21 protein-coding genes and 1 pseudogene are annotated in these 18,150 nt (G+C 29.5%); all 22 read left to right on the top strand.

Translation table 11 applies throughout. The annotated features are described in order from the left end of the window. The first annotated feature begins 2 nt into the window (after nucleotides 1-2). The 22 genes and pseudogenes from E5347_RS02810 (at nucleotide 3) to tnpA (ending at nucleotide 17,899) form a co-directional block, all read left to right on the top strand. Nucleotides 3-494, top strand: a complete 492-nt coding sequence (locus tag E5347_RS02810) for a chemotaxis protein CheD (RefSeq protein WP_168354888.1) — start codon at nucleotides 3-5, stop codon at nucleotides 492-494. A 15-nt stretch (nucleotides 495-509) separates the two neighbouring features. Next, nucleotides 510-1,094, top strand: coding sequence for a CheB methylesterase domain-containing protein (locus E5347_RS02815; RefSeq protein ID WP_243109707.1), 585 nt, complete (start codon nucleotides 510-512; stop codon nucleotides 1,092-1,094). Nucleotides 1,095-1,102: 8 nt separating this feature from the next. Next, nucleotides 1,103-1,867: a CheR family methyltransferase gene (locus tag E5347_RS02820; protein ID WP_136004424.1), complete on the top strand. Its 765-nt coding sequence runs from the start codon at nucleotides 1,103-1,105 to the stop codon at nucleotides 1,865-1,867. Nucleotides 1,868-1,880: 13 nt separating this feature from the next. Beyond that, complete coding sequence (locus E5347_RS02825; RefSeq protein ID WP_136004426.1) at nucleotides 1,881-3,914, top strand: chemotaxis protein CheA; 2,034 nt, start codon at nucleotides 1,881-1,883, stop codon at nucleotides 3,912-3,914. A gap of 15 nt (nucleotides 3,915-3,929) precedes the next feature. Further along, the gene (locus E5347_RS02830) at nucleotides 3,930-4,529 is read left to right on the top strand and encodes a chemotaxis protein CheC (RefSeq protein ID WP_136004428.1); all 600 of its coding nucleotides are present in this window, start codon (nucleotides 3,930-3,932) and stop codon (nucleotides 4,527-4,529) included. Nucleotides 4,530-4,543: 14 nt separating this feature from the next. Further along, nucleotides 4,544-4,903, top strand: coding sequence for a response regulator (locus E5347_RS02835; protein WP_136004430.1), 360 nt, complete (start codon nucleotides 4,544-4,546; stop codon nucleotides 4,901-4,903). A 22-nt stretch (nucleotides 4,904-4,925) separates the two neighbouring features. After that, nucleotides 4,926-5,324 carry a chemotaxis protein CheW gene (locus E5347_RS02840; RefSeq protein WP_136004433.1) on the top strand — a complete coding sequence of 133 codons (399 nt, stop codon included), beginning with the start codon at nucleotides 4,926-4,928 and terminating at the stop codon, nucleotides 5,322-5,324. A gap of 15 nt (nucleotides 5,325-5,339) precedes the next feature. Then, on the top strand, nucleotides 5,340-6,335 hold the full coding sequence (gene fliM / locus E5347_RS02845) for a flagellar motor switch protein FliM (RefSeq protein WP_136004435.1): 996 nt from the start codon (nucleotides 5,340-5,342) through the stop codon (nucleotides 6,333-6,335). After that, a complete protein-coding gene (gene fliY, locus E5347_RS02850; RefSeq protein ID WP_136004436.1) occupies nucleotides 6,328-7,524 on the top strand; it encodes a flagellar motor switch phosphatase FliY in 1,197 nt (398 codons plus the stop codon). Before fliM ends, fliY begins: the two co-directional genes overlap by 8 nt. A 292-nt stretch (nucleotides 7,525-7,816) precedes the next feature. After that, complete coding sequence (locus E5347_RS02855; RefSeq protein ID WP_136004438.1) at nucleotides 7,817-8,089, top strand: flagellar biosynthesis anti-sigma factor FlgM; 273 nt, start codon at nucleotides 7,817-7,819, stop codon at nucleotides 8,087-8,089. Between the two features lie 2 nt (nucleotides 8,090-8,091). Next, nucleotides 8,092-8,499 carry a flagellar protein FlgN gene (locus E5347_RS02860; RefSeq protein WP_243109708.1) on the top strand — a complete coding sequence of 136 codons (408 nt, stop codon included), beginning with the start codon at nucleotides 8,092-8,094 and terminating at the stop codon, nucleotides 8,497-8,499. Between the two features lie 11 nt (nucleotides 8,500-8,510). Then, nucleotides 8,511-10,346, top strand: coding sequence for a flagellar hook-associated protein FlgK (gene flgK, locus E5347_RS02865; RefSeq protein WP_136004442.1), 1,836 nt, complete (start codon nucleotides 8,511-8,513; stop codon nucleotides 10,344-10,346). An 11-nt stretch (nucleotides 10,347-10,357) separates the two neighbouring features. Further along, the gene (flgL, locus tag E5347_RS02870) at nucleotides 10,358-11,353 is read left to right on the top strand and encodes a flagellar hook-associated protein FlgL (RefSeq protein ID WP_136004444.1); all 996 of its coding nucleotides are present in this window, start codon (nucleotides 10,358-10,360) and stop codon (nucleotides 11,351-11,353) included. Nucleotides 11,354-11,363: 10 nt separating this feature from the next. Beyond that, nucleotides 11,364-11,792 carry a flagellar assembly protein FliW gene (fliW, locus tag E5347_RS02875; protein ID WP_136004446.1) on the top strand — a complete coding sequence of 143 codons (429 nt, stop codon included), beginning with the start codon at nucleotides 11,364-11,366 and terminating at the stop codon, nucleotides 11,790-11,792. 221 nt (nucleotides 11,793-12,013) lie between these two features. Next, a complete protein-coding gene (gene csrA, locus E5347_RS02880) occupies nucleotides 12,014-12,238 on the top strand; it encodes a carbon storage regulator CsrA (protein ID WP_136004448.1) in 225 nt (74 codons plus the stop codon). Nucleotides 12,239-12,459: 221 nt separating this feature from the next. Then, a complete protein-coding gene (locus E5347_RS02885; protein ID WP_136004451.1) occupies nucleotides 12,460-12,822 on the top strand; it encodes a flagellar protein FlaG in 363 nt (120 codons plus the stop codon). 14 nt (nucleotides 12,823-12,836) lie between these two features. Next, nucleotides 12,837-13,127 (top strand): hypothetical protein, encoded by a 291-nt coding sequence (locus E5347_RS02890; protein ID WP_136004453.1) that lies wholly within the window; start codon nucleotides 12,837-12,839, stop codon nucleotides 13,125-13,127. 13 nt (nucleotides 13,128-13,140) lie between these two features. Further along, entirely contained in the window at nucleotides 13,141-13,524 is a 384-nt protein-coding gene (gene fliS, locus E5347_RS02895; RefSeq protein WP_136004455.1) for a flagellar export chaperone FliS, read from the top strand. A gap of 117 nt (nucleotides 13,525-13,641) precedes the next feature. After that, the gene (fliD, locus tag E5347_RS02900; protein ID WP_136004457.1) at nucleotides 13,642-15,714 is read left to right on the top strand and encodes a flagellar filament capping protein FliD; all 2,073 of its coding nucleotides are present in this window, start codon (nucleotides 13,642-13,644) and stop codon (nucleotides 15,712-15,714) included. Between the two features lie 3 nt (nucleotides 15,715-15,717). After that, the gene (locus E5347_RS02905; RefSeq protein ID WP_136004459.1) at nucleotides 15,718-16,044 is read left to right on the top strand and encodes a flagellar protein FliT; all 327 of its coding nucleotides are present in this window, start codon (nucleotides 15,718-15,720) and stop codon (nucleotides 16,042-16,044) included. Nucleotides 16,045-16,233: 189 nt separating this feature from the next. Continuing rightward, on the top strand, nucleotides 16,234-17,328 hold the full coding sequence (locus tag E5347_RS02910; protein WP_136004461.1) for a flagellin: 1,095 nt from the start codon (nucleotides 16,234-16,236) through the stop codon (nucleotides 17,326-17,328). Between the two features lie 190 nt (nucleotides 17,329-17,518). Further along, a pseudogene (gene tnpA / locus E5347_RS02915) lies at nucleotides 17,519-17,899 on the top strand (IS200/IS605 family transposase). Nucleotides 17,900-18,150: the final 251 nt, after the last annotated feature.

Genomic DNA, 18,150 nt, shown 5'->3' on the forward strand with positions numbered 1-18,150 from the left:
GTTTGAATGAAAAAAAAGAAGTTAGGGTTGGAATAGCCGATGGAGCAGTAGTATCATCTCCTGATAAATTAATTACCTTAGGACTTGGTTCTTGTGTTGGGATAGCCATATATGATAATAAAAAGAAGGTAGCTGGATTAGCACATATAATGTTACCTGATAGTACTCAATTTAAAAATATAGTTAATCCTTTTAAGTATGCCGATTTGGGAGTTGATGCAATAGTTAAGAAGATGATTTCTTTAGGCTGCAAGAAAGAAAATATGACTGCTAAAATAGCAGGAGGAGCATCTATGTTTAACTTCCCAGATAAAAAAATTATAAGTGACGTAGGCAAAAGAAATAGTAAAGCTGTTATTGATGCAATAAGGGAGATAGCAATTCCTTTAGTTGGTGAAGATGTTGGTGGAAATAAGGGTAGAACTATGGTTTTTGAAAGTGAAGATGGCTCTGTGTTAATAAAAAGTATAGGAAGCAATATTAAAGAACTCTAGGGGAGGGGAATATTATTGTTTGAATATGTAAGAAACAAAGATATAGTATTAATTGGAGCATCAACCGGAGGACCTAATGCCATTGAGACTGTAGTAACTAATTTATCTAAGAATTTAAATGTTGCTGTTTTAGTGGTACAACATATGCCGAGTGGTTTCACAAAGAGTTTTGCTGAGAGATTAGATAGAAAATCTGAGCTAGTAGTAGTTGAAGCTACGGATGGTATGAAGATAGAAAAAAATACTGTTTACATAGCTCCTGGAGGAAGTCATATGGAAGTTACCTCTAATGGAGCAATAATTTTAACTAATGAGCCTTTATTATGGGGTGTAAGGCCAGCTGTAGATAAACTCTTTAAGACAGCAGCTGCTGTTTATGGAAGCAGAATAATATCTGTTATTCTTACAGGTATGGGAAAAGATGGAGCAGAAGGAACAGCTATAGTTAAGGAAAAGAATGGTGTTACCATTGCTCAGAATAAGGAAAGTTCTATAATATATGGAATGCCAAAAGTAGCCTATGAAACAGGGTGCGTTGATTACGTACTTCCTTTAAAAGATATAGCATCAAAAATAACTAGTATAGTTAATGGCAATTAGGAGGGTATATGGATTTTTCGGAATTTCATAACTGGGTATATAAGGAATATAGGATTGATTTAAATGCCTACAAACCAGAACAGTTAAATAGAAGAATTGGTAGTTTAATGTCTAGGGTAGGGATTTCCTCTTTAGCAGATTATAAGAAGTTATTAATGTCTAATAAAGAAGAAAGAGATAAATTCATAGACTTTATAACTATAAATGTTACTGAGTTTTTTAGAAATACAGAATTATTTATGGAACTAGAAAAAATACTAAAAGAATACTTCAGGTTAAATTCACGTATTAAAATTTGGAGTGCAGCATGTTCCATAGGTTGTGAGCCATATAGTTTAGCTATGATACTTAATGAAATAAATCCTAGAATCAATGCAAAAATTTTAGCTACTGATATAGATATGAATATACTAAGAAGAGCTAAAGAAGGTGAGTATTTACCTTCAGAAATGAAAAATGTTACTGAGAATTTTAAGAAAAAATATTTTAAAGATATAAATGGCAAATTTTTAATAGATACTAAATTGAAATCAATGATTAATTTTAAAAAACATGATTTAATATTAGATATATACGAAAAAGATTTTGATTTAATAGTTTGTAGAAATGTTGTAATATATTTCAAGAAAGAGATTAAAGATGAAATCTTTCAGAAGTTTTCTGATTCATTAAAAAAAGGTGGTATGCTTTTTGTAGGAGCAACTGAGAGTATTTATAATTACAAGGATTTTGGATTAGAAAAGGTATCTACTTTTATTTATAAAAAGATATAAAGGGGTGAAAAAAATGGATACATCTCAATATATGGGAATGTTCTTAGAAGAATCAATGGATAATTTACAAACATTGAATGAGGCGTTGCTAGATCTAGAACAAGAACCAGATAACATAGAAAAGTTAAATCAAATTTTTAGAGTTGCTCATACCATTAAAGGTATGTCAGCTACTATGGGATTCAATAATATCTCAGAGTTAACACATAAAATGGAAGATGTATTATCTGAATTTAGAGATGGGAGTTTAAAGGTTACTAGTGAGGTTGTTACTGTTCTTTTTGATTGCTTAGATACATTAGAAAAGATGGTTAGTAATATTGAGTCAGGTAATGGTGAAGAGGTAGAGTATAAAGTAATAATTGAGAGCCTTGAAAAAATCTCAAATTTAGCTGAAACTTCTATTAAAGAAGAAATAAAGCCTAAAGAAAATGTTGAGAATTACGTTAATTTAAATAGTGAGCAAAATAAAATAAATTTATTATTAAATGAATATGATAATTCTGTAATTAAGCAAGCTATTGAAAATGGATATAACTGTATTAATGTAGAAATAATTTTAAGAAAAGATACTTTATTAAAATCAGCAAGAGCCTTCCTTATAGTTCAAGAACTTGAGGCACAAGGTGAAATAATAAAATCATTACCTTCAACTGAAGATATTGAAAATGAGCAGTTTGATAATGAGTTAGATTTCTTATTATTAACTAAAAAGTCAAAGGAAGAAATTCAAGAATTAACAAGCAATATTTCTGAAGTTGACAAAGTAAATGTATCTTATGTTGAAGCAAATAATCATGCTGAAGAAGCTGCAGTAGAAGCTATTCCTGATAATAAGGAAATAGTAAATCATATAGAAGCTAAGCCTAAAAAGGTTGAAACTAATGAAAAGAAAAAAGAGTTAAATAATAATAAAAGAGCTCATCAATCAGTAAGAGTTGATCTTCATAGGATAGATAAGCTTATGAATATGGTTTCAGAATTAGTTATTTATAGAACTAGACTTGAACAAATTGTTATAAATGATAAATCACAAGAACTAGCTGAAACATTAGAACAAGTTGAAAGAACTACTTCGGATCTTCAAGACTTAGTTATGAAGATAAGAATGTTACCTTTAGATGTAGTCTTTAATAGATTCCCAAGAATGATTAGGGATTTATCTGTAGACTTAAATAAAGAAATTAACTTTGTAATTGAAGGTGCTGAAACTGAATTAGATAGAACAGTAATAGATGAAATAGGGGAACCTTTAATTCATTTACTTAGAAATGCAGCAGACCATGGTATTGAAAGTAAAGAAGAAAGAATAGCTAGTGGGAAAAATCCAGTTGGAACAATTAAATTAATTGCTTACCAAGAAGGAACTAAAGCTCTTATTAAAGTTGTTGATGATGGGGCTGGAATAAATGTTGAAAAGGTAAAAGAAAAAGCCGAAAGTGTTGGAATAGTTACAGAAGGATTAAGTGATAATGATATTAAAAACTTAATTTTTGCTCAGGGATTTAGTACTAATAAAGTAGTTACAGATATTTCAGGTAGAGGAGTTGGGATGGATGTTGTTAAAACTAAAATTTCATCACTTGGTGGAACTGTAGACGTAGTTAGTGAAGAAGGAAAAGGCTCAAGCTTTATTATAAAATTACCGTTAACATTACAAATAATACAAGCTTTACTAGTTAAAGTAGGAGAAGAAACTTTAGCCATTTCTTTAGGATTTATAGATAGAGTTATAGACTATAAAGAAGAAAATCTTAAAAAGACAAATGGAGAAGAGGTAATAATCTATAGAGAAAATATAATCCCTTTAATTAGGTTAAATGAAAGACTTGGAATAGAAAATAAGGATAGTAAAAAGAAATACGTTATAATAGTTAAAATAGGTGAAAAAGCAGTTGGATTATTAGTTGATTCATTATTTGGACAACAAGAAATAGTAATTAAACCTTTAGGAAAAACTTTAAAATCATTAAAAGAATATATTGGAGCAACAATTTTAGGAAATGGTTTAGTAACCTTAATTCTTGATGTGGCTGCTTTAATATAAAGGGGGAGGCTAATTATGGAGTATAAGGACTTAACTTCATTACAATTAGATGCACTTAAAGAGGTATCTAATATAGGTGCAGGAAATTCGGCCACTTCTTTATCAGTGTTATTAGGAACAAAAATAGATATGACAGTACCTAACTTAAACTTGATAGCTTTTGATGAATTATTTAATAGCTATAAAGAAAATGCAGTAGTAGCAGTATTAGTTAAGGTGCTTGATGATATAGAAGGAAGTATTCTATATGTATTTGAAGAGGAAACAGCATTTAATATAATATCTAAAATGACTTTAAGTGATGAAAATTCACTATCTGAAATAGGTATATCAGTTATTGGAGAAATTGGGAATATTATTTCTTCATCCTTTATGAATGCAATTTCAGGTTTCACTGGTCTAAAAGCAACAGCTTCAGTACCAGCTGTTACTAATGACATGTTAAGTGCAATATTAATTTCCGCTTTTATAGAAACAGGGCAATATCAGGATTATGTTTTAGATATAGAAATTCTTTTTATGGGAGAAGCAGAAGATAAGTTAGAAGGACATTTCTACTTTGTACCTTCTCCGGAGTCCTTAGGAAAAATATTAGAATCGTTAGGAATAAAATAATTGGAGGGTTTAAAATGACAAAAGTATTAATAGTTGATGATGCAGCTTTTATGAGAATGATGATTAAGGATATATTACAAAAAAATGGTTTCGAGGTTATAGGCGAAGCAAGTAATGGTATAGAAGCAGTAAATCTTTATAAAAAAGAAAGACCAGATGTAGTAACTATGGATATAACTATGCCTGATATGGATGGAATAGAGGCTGTTAAAGAAATAAGAGCATTTGATCCATCAGCTAAGGTAATTATGTGTTCAGCAATGGGACAACAATCAATGGTTATGGATGCAATTAAATCTGGTGCAAAGGACTTTATAGTTAAGCCTTTCCAAGCAGATAGAGTACTTGAGGCTATAAGGAAAGTTGTTGGCTAATAAAAAATGGGAGGCTAAGTAAATGCAATTTGTAATATTTAAACTAGGAGAAGAGCATTTCGCAGTTGAGACAGATAAGATATTGAGTATTAATGATATGATGGTAATAACTAAGGTTCCAAATGCTCCTTATTATATTAAGGGGTTAATAAATTTAAGAGGAAGCATAAAGTCTTTAGTAGATATTAACCTATTACTTAATAGGGAATCTAATAAGGAACAAAATAATATTATAATACTTAAGGTTGATGACGAAGAAATAGGTATTACTGTAGATGAAGTAGAAGAAGTAATAGATATTGAAGAAAATAGACTGCAAAAATTAGAAACTCATAATACAGCGGGCTATATTAAAGGAATAATTGATTTAGAAGGTAAACTTTTAACAATAATTGAAATAGAAAAGCTACTTAATCAATAGAAATGAGGGATATTAATGGCAGAGGTTTTAAGTCAAAGTGAGATAGATGCTCTCCTTTCTGCCTTATCTACAGGTGATGTTGAACCAGAGCAATTAAAAGAAAAGGAAGAAAAGCATAAGATAAAGAAGTATGATTTTAGAAGCCCTCAAAAGTTTTCGAAAGAGCATATTAGAACTTTGGAAATGGTTCATGATTCCTTTGCAAGAATAGTAAGTAACTATCTTTCTGGGCAGCTTAGAAAACATGTTAAAATAGAAATTCAAAGTGTTGAGCAAATAACTTATGAGGAATTTGTTCACTCAATTCCAAACCCTACAATACTAACTTTATTTAGGATGCCACCTCTTCAAGGGAATATTATGCTTGAGATGAATCCAGACTTTTCATTTCAAATATTAGATATACTTTTAGGAGGAGCAGGGGAAAAAGCAGAAGCTAGTAAGGATTTTTCTGAAATAGATAAAAACATATTATCAAACATTACATCTGATATGATTAAATCAATGATATTAGCTTGGGATGGAATATTAGAGGTAAAACCGGAGTTTGAAGGACTTGAAACCAATCCTTCTGTAAACCAAACGCTAGCACCAAATGAACCAGTGGCATTACTTAGCTTCTTAGTTGAATTAGGTAAGAATACTACATATATGAATCTTTGTATTCCTTATTTAAGTGTAGAAAAAATTCTGGATAAACTTGTAGTTCAATATTGGTTTAAAACTAATGATTCAGAGCTTCAAGAAGAAGCAAGAGAAAAGCTTAAAAAAGGAATAGAGCCTGTTGAAGTTAAAATGCACGTAGAGCTTGGGAATACTGAAATTACCATTGATAATTTTTTAAAGCTAGTTAAAGGCGATGTTTTAATATTAAATTCTCAATACAGCGATCCTGTAAAAGTATTTGTTGAAGGAGAAGAATGCTTTGTAGCTAAGCCAGGGATTATTGGAAGAAACATGGGAGTAGAACTTTTAGATATATTAGATAAGGATGTGATTGAGAATGAGTAATGGTTTTTTATCTCAAGAGGAAATAGATTCTTTATTAAATGGTAGTCCAGAACCATCTAATGATACAAGTCAGTTTAATGGGGAAGGAATTATATCAGAGCTTGAAAGAGATTTATTAGGCGAAATAGGGAATATTTCAATGGGATCTGCTTCTACAGCTTTATATCAATTAATAAATAAACCAGTTAATATAACGACACCAAAGGTTACTGTTACAACATTAAAGGCTATTAAAGAAGCCTTTAAATATCCAAATATTATTTTAGATGTTAAGTATGTATCTGGAATAACTGGTAGAAATATATTAATTATGCAAACTACTGATGCGGCAGTAATTGCCAACCTTATGATGGGTGGGGATGGAAAGATATCGAATGCTGAATTATCTGAGCTTGAAGTAAGTGCTGTTCAAGAAGCAATGAATCAAATGATAGGTTCAGCAGCAACTTCAATGGCAACTATGTTTGCAAGGGAAGTAAATATATCACCTCCTAAATCAAAGATATGGAAAGATATTGGAGAAGAGATAAGTGATTCTATACCAGAAGATGAGCCAATTGTAGAAATATGCTTTGACTTAATGATTGAAGGGTTACTTCAATCTAATATGATGCAAATTCTACCTATAGATACTGCTAAAAAGATAGTATCTATAATGATGGGTGAAGAAGAACAATCAGATAATGGAGTAGTAAGTAGTGCTATAGATGAAGCGGCATTAGATATTACTTATAAGGAACCTACATATGGGGAACCAAATCATTACTCTGAAGGGGGTACGCATGTGAATAGCCATGAAGTTTATCAAGAGCCAAGACCACTACAAGAGCCAATAATTCAACAACCTGTACCAGTGCAACCAGAAAGACCGGTTGAAGTTCATGGAGCAAGTTTTGAAGCCTTAGGTCAAGGGCCTGTTGGTGAATCTCATAGAAATATAGATTTAATATTAGATGTACCACTAGAGGTATCTGTTGTACTTGGAAGAACTAAGAAAAGTATTAAAGATATTCTAAACTTAAGTACAGGATCGTTAATAGAACTTGAAAAATTAGCTGAAGAGCCTGTTGAAGTTTTAGTAAATGGTAAAAAGATTGCTTATGGTGAGGTAGTTGTTGTAGATGAAAACTTCGGTGTAAGAATTACTAGCATTGTAAGTGGAGCAGAGAGAATTAAATCACTTAAGTAAAATATTGCCCTTCAAAAGGGCAATATTTTAATGGAAAATGAAAAATGTATAATGAAGAATGAATGTTAAAACTCCTTAGGGAGTTTTTTTATTTTTAGGGATTTATTTTAAGAATTTATCTATATTTAGTGGCTTTCTAAATTAATTATTAAAACTTATATAATTTGCATTAACTTATTATTCACCTTTTATTAATACCAATTAACTATATTAATTATTTATTAATCTTTAAATTACTAAACCTTTAAAAAACTATTTCGATATATAAAATATAAGATGTTTGGAGGTTACTATGAATATTAAAGGTATAAATTATTCAAATGGAATTGATTATTATAAGAATAAAACAATTAATAATACAAATAAAGTTAAGACTGAAAGAACTTACGACAGAATAGAGTTATCAGATGCTTCAAAAGCATTAAGGGATTATGGAATAGATAGAAATTTTGACAATAGGAAAAGAGTTGCAGAGGTTAAAAATGAAATAAGTAGCGGAACTTATTCATATGATGCAAGACTTATTGCAAAAGGAATTTTAGACTCAATGAGAGGAACTGATTAATAATGAGTAGTTTAAAGGAAATATTAATAGTAGAAGGTAAAAGACTCGAAGAATTATTAGTACTTCTTGATAAGCAGTATAAGCTTATATTAAATAAGGATGTATTTAATATGGAGGCTATAACAGAAGAAATACAGTTAAAGAATAAAGAAGTTGCAGAAGCAGAAGTTCAAAGAAGAAAATTCTTAGGTGATACATCTATTAGAGAATATGTTAATAATTCAAAGGATAGTGAATTAGATGAAGTATATAGAGCAATGCAAAGACTATTAAATGAACTTATACTTCAAAAAGATACTAACGAATTATTGATAAAGCAACAATTAGCTTTTACTAATAAACTACTAAACATAATGAATCCTAAAAAAGACGCAGCAACGTATAATTCTTATGGAAATATAAAAAGATAGGTGGATGGATTATGTCAGGATTATTTTCAACATTTAATATTGCAAAAAGGGGTATGAATGTACAACAAAAAAGTATAGATGTAACTTCTCATAATATAGCTAATTCAAATACTGTAGGGTACTCTAGACAAAGAGCTAAAATAGAGACTTCAAGACCTTTTGGGGGGACTTCTAGAGGCTCTTCTGTTGGGGCAGGACAGATAGGGACAGGATCTCAAATACAAGCTATAGAAAGAGTAAGGGACAGCTTCTTAGATTATCAAGTTAGAGGAGAAAATGCAGTACTAGGAAAGTACGATATGAGAAATAATTACTTATATGAAGTAGAAAGTGTTTTTAATGAACCATCAGAAACAGGGTTATCTACTTTAATGGGGAAATTCTTTGATTCTTTCCAAGAACTATCTAAGCAACCTAATAGCTCAAATGCTAGAACAGTAGTAGCTCAACAGTCAGCAGCACTTGCAGATGCATTAAATGCAACTTACACAAAGCTTGAAGGGCTTCAAACTAATGCTCAAGATATGCTAAAGAGCAGTGTTACTGAAGTTAATAGTATGTTAGAACAACTAGATAGAGTTAACCAAGAAATAATTAGTGTTACAGTATCAGGGAATACACCAAATGACTTAATGGATAAAAGAGACTTATTATTAGACCAATTAAGTTATAAGTTTGGCATTCAAGTAGATAAAAAAGAGTTTAATGGAGTAGATGTTAAGCCTACTAGTTCAGGAACTATGAAGGCTGATACATTAGTAAACTCTAGCCCTAATGGAGATGTATCAAGATTTTCATATGTTACTGATGTTAAGCTTGATGAAAGTGATTTATCTGGAAGAACTTATATAGTTACATATTATAAGAATGGTAATATGGATAGCGAATCTAATAAGCAAACTTTAAAAGTTTCAGGAATTACTCCAGAACAAGCAAAGGAAATTAAAGATAGCAGAGTTATATGGGCAGATAGTAATGGGCAAGCAGTAAGAGGAGATGGATATCCTATAAGGGATGGAGATACAATTGGATACTCTGAACTTATGATGTTTAAGCCTGAAACTGGTAGTGTTAGTGGTATAGTTTCAGTTCAAAAAGATATTGAAGACTATATGAATCAATTAAATAAGCTTGCTAAGGCTTTAGCATTTTCAGTAAATGCAGTTCATAGTGGTATAGAAGATCCACTTAATAATACTGGAGATGTAGATAAGGATTATTTACCTTTCTTTGTTAATAAAGATGTAGCAAGCTATAGAAGTAATGGTACTTTAAGTAATTTAGATTTTACATTAAGGGCTGAAGAAGAAATAACAGCTAAAAATATTTCTATAAATAAGGAAATATTAGAAGATGTTATGAAGATTAAGACTAAGACTCATGATGATTTATATAAATACACTAACGAAAATATTATGGATGGAGATAGTGATGGTGCAAGAGCCTTAGCTATAGCTAAACTTAGAGATTCATTAATTAGAATACAAGATATTAATGAATCCGTTAAGTCAAGAAGTGATATGTTCGATAAAAACAAGGGTGGAAATTCATTAACTAGTAATGGCTTAAATGTAGAGAGTAGTACTTCTGGAATGAAAATAGATTCTTACTTTAAAGATACTATTGATAGACTTGGGGTACAAGCTCAAGAAGCTCAAAGAATGGTAACTAATCAAGAAGATTTATTATATAGCATTGAAGAAAGTAGAGCTTCAGTTTCTGGAGTTTCACTTGATGAAGAAATGGCTAATTTAGTGCAGTTCCAACATGCATATAATGCAAATGCTAAGATAATAGCAACAGTAGATGAACTATTAGAAGTAATAATAAATGGACTTAAGAGATAGGAGGTAGGAAGATGAGAATTACAAACCAGATGATGAGTAAAAGTTTTTTAAGGGATCTTGGAAGAAATCAAAATAGTATGAAGAAACTTAATGATCAATTAACTTCAGGTAAGGAAATAAGAAGACCTTCTGATAATCCTTTTAAAGTTGCAAGAACTATGCAGTTAAGTAGAGATATATCAACCAATGTTCAATATAATGAAAATATAAAAGATACTACTAACTGGTTAGATACAACAGATACAGCACTTGAGCAGCTAGGTAATAGTCTTCAAAGATTTAGAGAACTTATGGTTTCAGCAGGAAATGCAGGTTATGGAACTGATGAAAAAAAGGCTATTAAAGACGAAATGAATGAAAAAGTAAATGAAATTACTCAAATATTAAATTCGAATTTCGATGGTAAATATATATTTGGAGGAACTAAAGGTAATTCAAAGCCAGTAGGTTCAACTAAAGATATTACTACAGGAAATAATTATATCTACTTAAGTGGTAAAGATGGAGAAGTTCTTAACTTAAATGATACTGATGAAATGGTACAAAATCAAATTAGTATGATTGGAAGAAAGTTAACAGTAGAAGTTTCACAAGGTGTAACTATGGACTACAATGTATCAGCTACAGATTTACTATTATTTAAAGATAAAAATGGTAAAGAAATTAATACCATGGACTTACTTAAAGATATAACTAATAATGTAGCATCAGAGGATCCTACTGAAAGTAGTAAGATAACTAATGAAAATTTAAAAGATATAGATGAAGTAATAACAAATTTATTAAAGGTAAGAGCAGAAGTGGGAGCTAAGCAAAATAGAATGGACTCTGCAGCCTCACAAAACGAAGAGCAAAACTTTAATTTAAAAGATATATTATCTCAAACTGAAGATATAGATTTTGCGGAAAAAACTATAGAAGCTACAGTAGCACAAAGTGTTTATATGGCATCACTTCAAGTAAGTGCTAAGGTAATACAGCCATCACTATTAGACTTCTTAAGATAGGAGAATTAAAATGGAAATAATATCACCTATACATGGGAAAATAACATATAAAGAAAATGAAATAATAACCTTTGAAAAAGGGATACCAGGCTTCCCTAATTTAAAAAAATACATAATAAGAGAAGCCTTAGAAGATAGCCCCTTTAGCATAATTCAATCGATTGAAGACAAAGATATTGGATTTATATTAATATCACCATTTACAGTAAAAGAAAATTATGAAATAAAGCTAAATGAAGAAATAATAAAAAATCTAAATATCCAAAAAGAAGAAGATGTAATTTTATATTCATTAGTAACCCTAAGTGAAAAGGTAGAAAATATAACAGCAAATTTAAAAGCACCTCTAGTAATAAATATAAATGACAAAAAAGGGGAACAATATATATTAGATAAAGAAGATTATGAGATAAAAACTAAAGTTTTTATTAATGAATAATGGATAATGTATAATTAAGGATGAAACTCTTACAGAGTTTCTTAAATAAGAGTTGATAATGAAAGAATGAAGAAATGAACGAATTAAAAAATTATGATTAAACTCCTTATGAGTTTTTAATAATTAAATACTTTAATTTTTAATTCAGCTTTGATGAATTATTTCCTAAATTGTTAATTGTCAACTGTTAACTGTTAATTGCAAAAAAGAGAGGTGTTAATTTGTTAGTTATAACTAGAAAAAAGGGTGAGTCTATTTTAATAGGTGATGATATAGAAATAACAGTATCCAAGATTGAAGATGGAAGTGTTAAACTAGCAATCAAGGCACCTAAGGAAAAGACTATCTTAAGAAAAGAATTATTTGAAGAGGTTCAAGAAGAAAATAAAGAAGCAGCGAGGATCAATATTGACCTATTAAAGGGATTGAAAATTAGAGATAAATAGTACATTTAATAATTAATGATTATTAATGAAAGAATGAAAAATTAAAGAATGAAAAAATGAAGGAAGTAATTTGTTCCAAATTACCAATATAGATATTTATAAAACTACTTAAGGAGTTTTATAAGAAAAATTAGATTAAAGAAAGTCAACTTGTTGACTTTCAACCAAAACTGTTAATTATTAATTGTCAATTGTTAATTGAAAGAAAGGGGGTATTTAAAGTGGATTTTAAGGTTACAAGTCAAGGAGGACAAGCTAACCTAGGGAATACTTCATATATTGATACAAATATTGAAGTTAAGCAGGTTCCAGCAGGCAAGGATGCAGTAAAAGCTGTAACAGCAAAAGATAAAGGATATAGAGAAGAAGATATAGCTAAGGCTGTAGATAAATTAAATAAATTCCTTAAGGATGAGAATACTTATGCAGAGTATTCAGTTCATGAAAAGTTTGGTGATATTATGATAAAAATAATTAACCAAGATACTAAGGAAGTTATTATGGAGTGTCCACCTAAGAAAATTCTAGATCTAGTAGCTAGAATGGTTGAGCTAGTTGGTGTAGCTATAGATAAAAAGGCTTAGTAGGGGGAAGAACTATGAATTTCTTACTTAATAAAATCGATACAGATATTAGAAGAAAGCTTTATGAAAAAACTAAAGATGGTAAGGTTCATAGAAAGTCAACTATAAGTATAAATAAGGATAGTGAAAAGCAAAAGAAAAAATTCTTCAAGGAATATGTAAAAGAAGAGTCAATGAAAAAGGGCAAAGGAAAAATTACTATTGATGTAAGCAAAGTTCAAGAACCAACTATAAGCCTAAGAGCAGAAAAAGAAGAAGATATAAATTTACTAGGTAGAGGCACTTTTTTAGATGTTAAAAAGTAGGAGGAAATAATAAATGTATAGTAATAATGCCTTAAATGCATATAAAAATAATAGCGTTAACTACGCATCAAAGGAACAATTATTATTAATGTTAGTAGATGGAGCAGTTAGATTTTCAAAGGTAGCAAAAGAAGCCTTGGAGAAAAAAGACACAAAGAAAAGTCATGAAAGCTTAGTAAGGGTTCAAGATATTTTCACGGAACTAATGGTAACTTTAGATAGAAATGCAGGAGATTGGGCGGCACAATTATACGAAGTTTATGACTTTATAAAAACTAGACTATTTGAAATTAACTTAAAAAAAGATGCGAAAATGATGGAGGAGCTAATGCCAGTAATAGAAAGTGTAAGAGACACTTGGCATGAAGCATACGAAATTTCAAAGAAAATGAAGTAACATATTAGATAAATAAAAATCAAAATATTAATTAAGGAATTCAGTTCACTGAATTCCAACATTAATTGTTAATTATTAATTGTTAACTGTTAATTGAAGAAAAACGGGGGTGTTTAAATGAGAATCACAGGATTAGCAACTGGCTTAGATATGGATGAAATAATTAAAAATTCCATGAAGCCATATAGAATTAAGATAGATAAAAAAGGTCAAGATAAAGAAATACTAGAAATAAAGCAAAAGCTTTATAGAGAAGTAATTAAGGACTCAAGAGAGTTTTACAATAAGTATTTTGATGTAGCTAGCAGTAATAGTTTATTATTAAGTAAAAATTGGTCATCTGTACAATTTACTTCATCTAATGACAGTTTGGTAAGTGTTACAGGATCAGGGGATGCAAGGGTTGATAATTATAAAGTATCAGGAACTGTAGCAAAAGCAAATAAGGTGGAATATTCAGGCAGCATTGAAAATGGAGAAAAAATATTAATAAATGGAGTAGAATTCACTCTAACAGGAGAAACAGAAAGAGAAAGAGCTACTAATTTAAATAATGCACTTAAAGAAGCAGGAATAAATGTAAGTGTAAAATATACAGACTTTATAGAAAGTAATACAGGTAAAGATAATAAAAGTGGTTTTGTATTTGAGTCTAAAGTTTTAGGAAAAGATAGTGGTTTTACTGTAGGTGGAAAATTTAGCCATATAGGAATAAAGAATAACTGGGAAAAGGCTACTGCAGCAACTATAACTGGCTTTAAATCTAATGATTTTAAGATTGATGGGGATAATGTTATAAGTCTAATGATAGGTGAAGAAAAAAAAGAAATTACTATTAATGGTGAAAAGATAAAGAATGAAGATGGTACAGTAGATAATGAAAAACTTATAAAAGAACTTAATAATGAATTAAAGAGTCATAAATTATCAGCAGAGATTAACGATGATGGTGATATTACATTTACCAGTACAGTATTAGGTAAAGATAATATTGTAAATCCAGAGCTTAGTATTAATGATAATTTAGGAACTTTTACAGAGGGAAAGAATGAAGTTAAGGCTAGTACTACTGTAGAATTAAGTAATATGTCTAATAAAAAATTAGTTTTAGATAATGTACTTATTGATTTAAGTAAGGCAGAAGGAAATATTGATGACTATATTAATAAGGTTTTAAAAGAACAGGGCAAAAATGTAGTAGCATCTTTAAGTAATGATGGAAAGAATCTTATATTAACTTCAAAATTGTCAGGTGAAGATACTAAGGTTGATGTTTCAATTTTAGAAGTTGAGGGAGCTATTGCAAAGGGTGGTGTAGATGCTAACTTAACTATTACTAATAGTAATGGTGGAAAGTATGTTCACACAGGAATTAGCAATAATGTTACTTTGGATGGGGTAAACTTTAAATTTAACGGTGATATTACAGGGGATGCTATTTCTATAACTGGAAAACAAGATGTTACAGAAATAAAAGATAATTTAGTTAAATTTTTTAATGATTATAATATATTAGTTGAAAAAATAAATAAACTTACAACTGAAAAGAGAAATAGAGATTTTACACCTTTAACTGAAGATCAAAAGAAGGAAATGTCTGAAGATGAAATAAAGCTTTGGAATGAAAAAGTAGAAAAAGGTCAACTTTCAAGAGATATGGACTTAACGAGAATTAATAATAGTTTAAAACAAGCTATGAGAACTTTTGTTGATGGAACTGGCGGGTTAAATCTTGAAAAGATAGGAATTAGTCCAGTAGCTGATTATGCAGGTACTAAAAATGGAACATTTACTATAGATGAAAATAAACTAACTAAAGCTCTTGAAGAAAACTCTGAAGAGATAATGAATATGTTTATTAAAAATACACCTAAGAATGATGAGTTAACATATAGCAAGAAGTATTCTCAAACTGGTATAATGCAAAGACTTAAAACTACTCTTTATGATGAGTTTATGACTGTAACAGCTTCTTTAATGAAAAAAGCGGGTTTCGAGGGAACTTCAATGTCTTATAATAATGACATAACAAGATCAATTGAAAAATATGAGCAAAAGATGTCTGATATGGAAAAAGATTTTTCAAGAAGAGAACAAGCTTTATATACTAAATATGCGAACTTAGAAACTATGATGAATAAGTATAATTCTCAACAAAGTTATTTAATGCAACAATTAGGACTTGGTTAAGATATGATATTAGAAAAGCTTAAGGAATATAAAGAGATAACTTTATCTATTATTAATGGAATAGAGAATGAAGAAGAGGCTTTAAGACTTATTGATAAGAGAAAAAAAATATTAGATAACTTATTTTCTAATGAAGATAATATAGAAGAAATTAAAAAAGCATATTTGGAATTGGATTTGATAGATTTAGATAAAAAATTAAAGGAAGCTATAGAAAAAGAAATAATATTAGTTAAAGGAGAAATAAGGAATTTGCATAATATAAAGAATGCAAATAATGCTTATGAAAAAAATAGAAGAGTTAATAATTTTTTTACTGCAAAGATATAATATTTAATTTAAAATAATAAAAATATTGTAAGATTATTTAGAAAAAAGTATAAAGTTCTATTTTATTAAACGATATATATAATATAAAGCTTAAGCAAAGTCTCTATATAGAGAACTTATCTACATAGGTAGGTTTAAATAAATAAAAGACAAGGATGTCGAATTTAAAAATCAAGGAGGAATTTTATTATGATTATTAATCACAATATGAACGCGTTAAACGCACACAGAAATATGACTTCAAACACAACAGCTGCAGGTAAGTCAATGGAGAAATTATCTTCAGGGCTTAGAATTAACAGAGCTGGAGATGACGCTGCAGGACTAGCTATATCTGAAAAAATGAGAGGTCAAATCAGAGGCTTAGATCAAGCTTCTAGAAATGCTCAAGATGGTATTTCATTAATTCAAACTGCTGAAGGTGCTTTAAATGAAACTCACTCAATTCTTCAAAGAATGAGAGAGTTATCAGTTCAAGGTGCTAATGACACAAATGTTGAACAAGATAGAGGAGCGATTAAAGCTGAATTAGATCAATTAAGTGCTGAAATCGATAGAATTGCTAATACAACTCAATTTAATAAGCAAAATCTATTAGATGGTAGTTTTGGAGTTGAAATAGATGCTTCAACTTCTTTAAAAGAAGGTGCAGATGGGGTTACTAAAATTAATGCTTCAGGAATGAAAGCTAGTACTACTATAACTTTAACTGTTGCAGGAAATAAAGTGAAAGCTTCTGATGGTAATGGATTGGAGCAGGAAATAGATTTTGGAGCTGCTACTGGTAGTGGAACATTAAATTTTGATAAGTTAGGATTATCAATAGAGTTAAATGGTTCTACATTAGCAGATTTAAATAGTAAAACTGTAGTTACAACTGCACAACAAGATAAAAACTTACAAATTGGAGCTAATGAAAATCAAAAATTAGCTTTTAATATTGGCGATATGTCTGCAAAAGGTTTAACTTTAACTACTTCAGATTTATTAGTAGATACACATGAAAATTCTAATTCTACATTAACTAAAGTAGAAAATGCTATTAAGACTGTTTCAAATGAAAGATCTAAGCTTGGAGCAATGCAAAATAGATTAGAGCATACAATCAATAACTTAGGAACTTCTTCAGAAAATTTAACAGCTGCTGAAAGTAGAGTTAGAGATGTTGATATGGCTAAGGAAATGATGACATTCTCTAAGAACAACATATTACAACAAGCTGCACAAGCTATGCTGGCTCAAGCAAACCAACAACCTCAAGGAGTTCTTCAATTATTAAGATAATTGATAAGCTTACAATATTTATATTAAGAAGTCAGAGTAATACTCTGGCTTTTTTATGTTAAATAAAACCCTTTGGATAATCCGAGGGTTTCAATAAGCTTTAGCAAAGTGATAATAGGAGGCTTTCATTATATAATTATATTGTGGTCTACGAACTGCAAATAAAAATGCAAGAGAGGAATTGTTATGAATGACATACATAGTTTATCACATAAGAAATGGTGTTTTTGCTTCAAAGTATAGAAGAAAGGCTTTTTATGGTGCAAGAACACTTGAAATATGTGTAATATTAAGGAAATTATGTGAATAGAAAGGGATAAATATATTAGGAGCGGAGGTAAGCATAGACCATGTACATATGCTAATAGAAATACCACTGATATTCTCTGTATCATGATTAATGGAATTTTTAAAAGGGAAAAGTAGTCAGATGATATATGAAAAGTAGAGAAATGTGAGATTTAAGTATAGGAATAGAAGATTTTGATCTAGAGGTTATTATGTTAATATAGTTGGAAAGAATAGAAAAATAATAAAAGAATATATAGCAAATCAGTTAAAAGAAGATTAAGTAAGCGATCAATTATCATTTTATATAGAGGATCCTTTTAAGGGTAACTAATAGCATAGTGCACAGGGAAGACTGTTTTATGTCTTGAGGACATTGATTTGGAGTAAGGCTATGCCAATAAAGTTAAAATCAATAGTTTGACTAGTGAATTTTTATTAATGAAAGAATTAAGAAATGAAAAATGAACAATTTTGCAAACCGAAATATATTCAATTTTTTAACTTCTAACTTTCTATGTGAGATATATTAAG

Origin of the sequence: Clostridium sartagoforme (assembly GCF_004794105.1) — a bacterium.
GTDB lineage: Bacteria > Bacillota > Clostridia > Clostridiales > Clostridiaceae > Clostridium > Clostridium sartagoforme_B.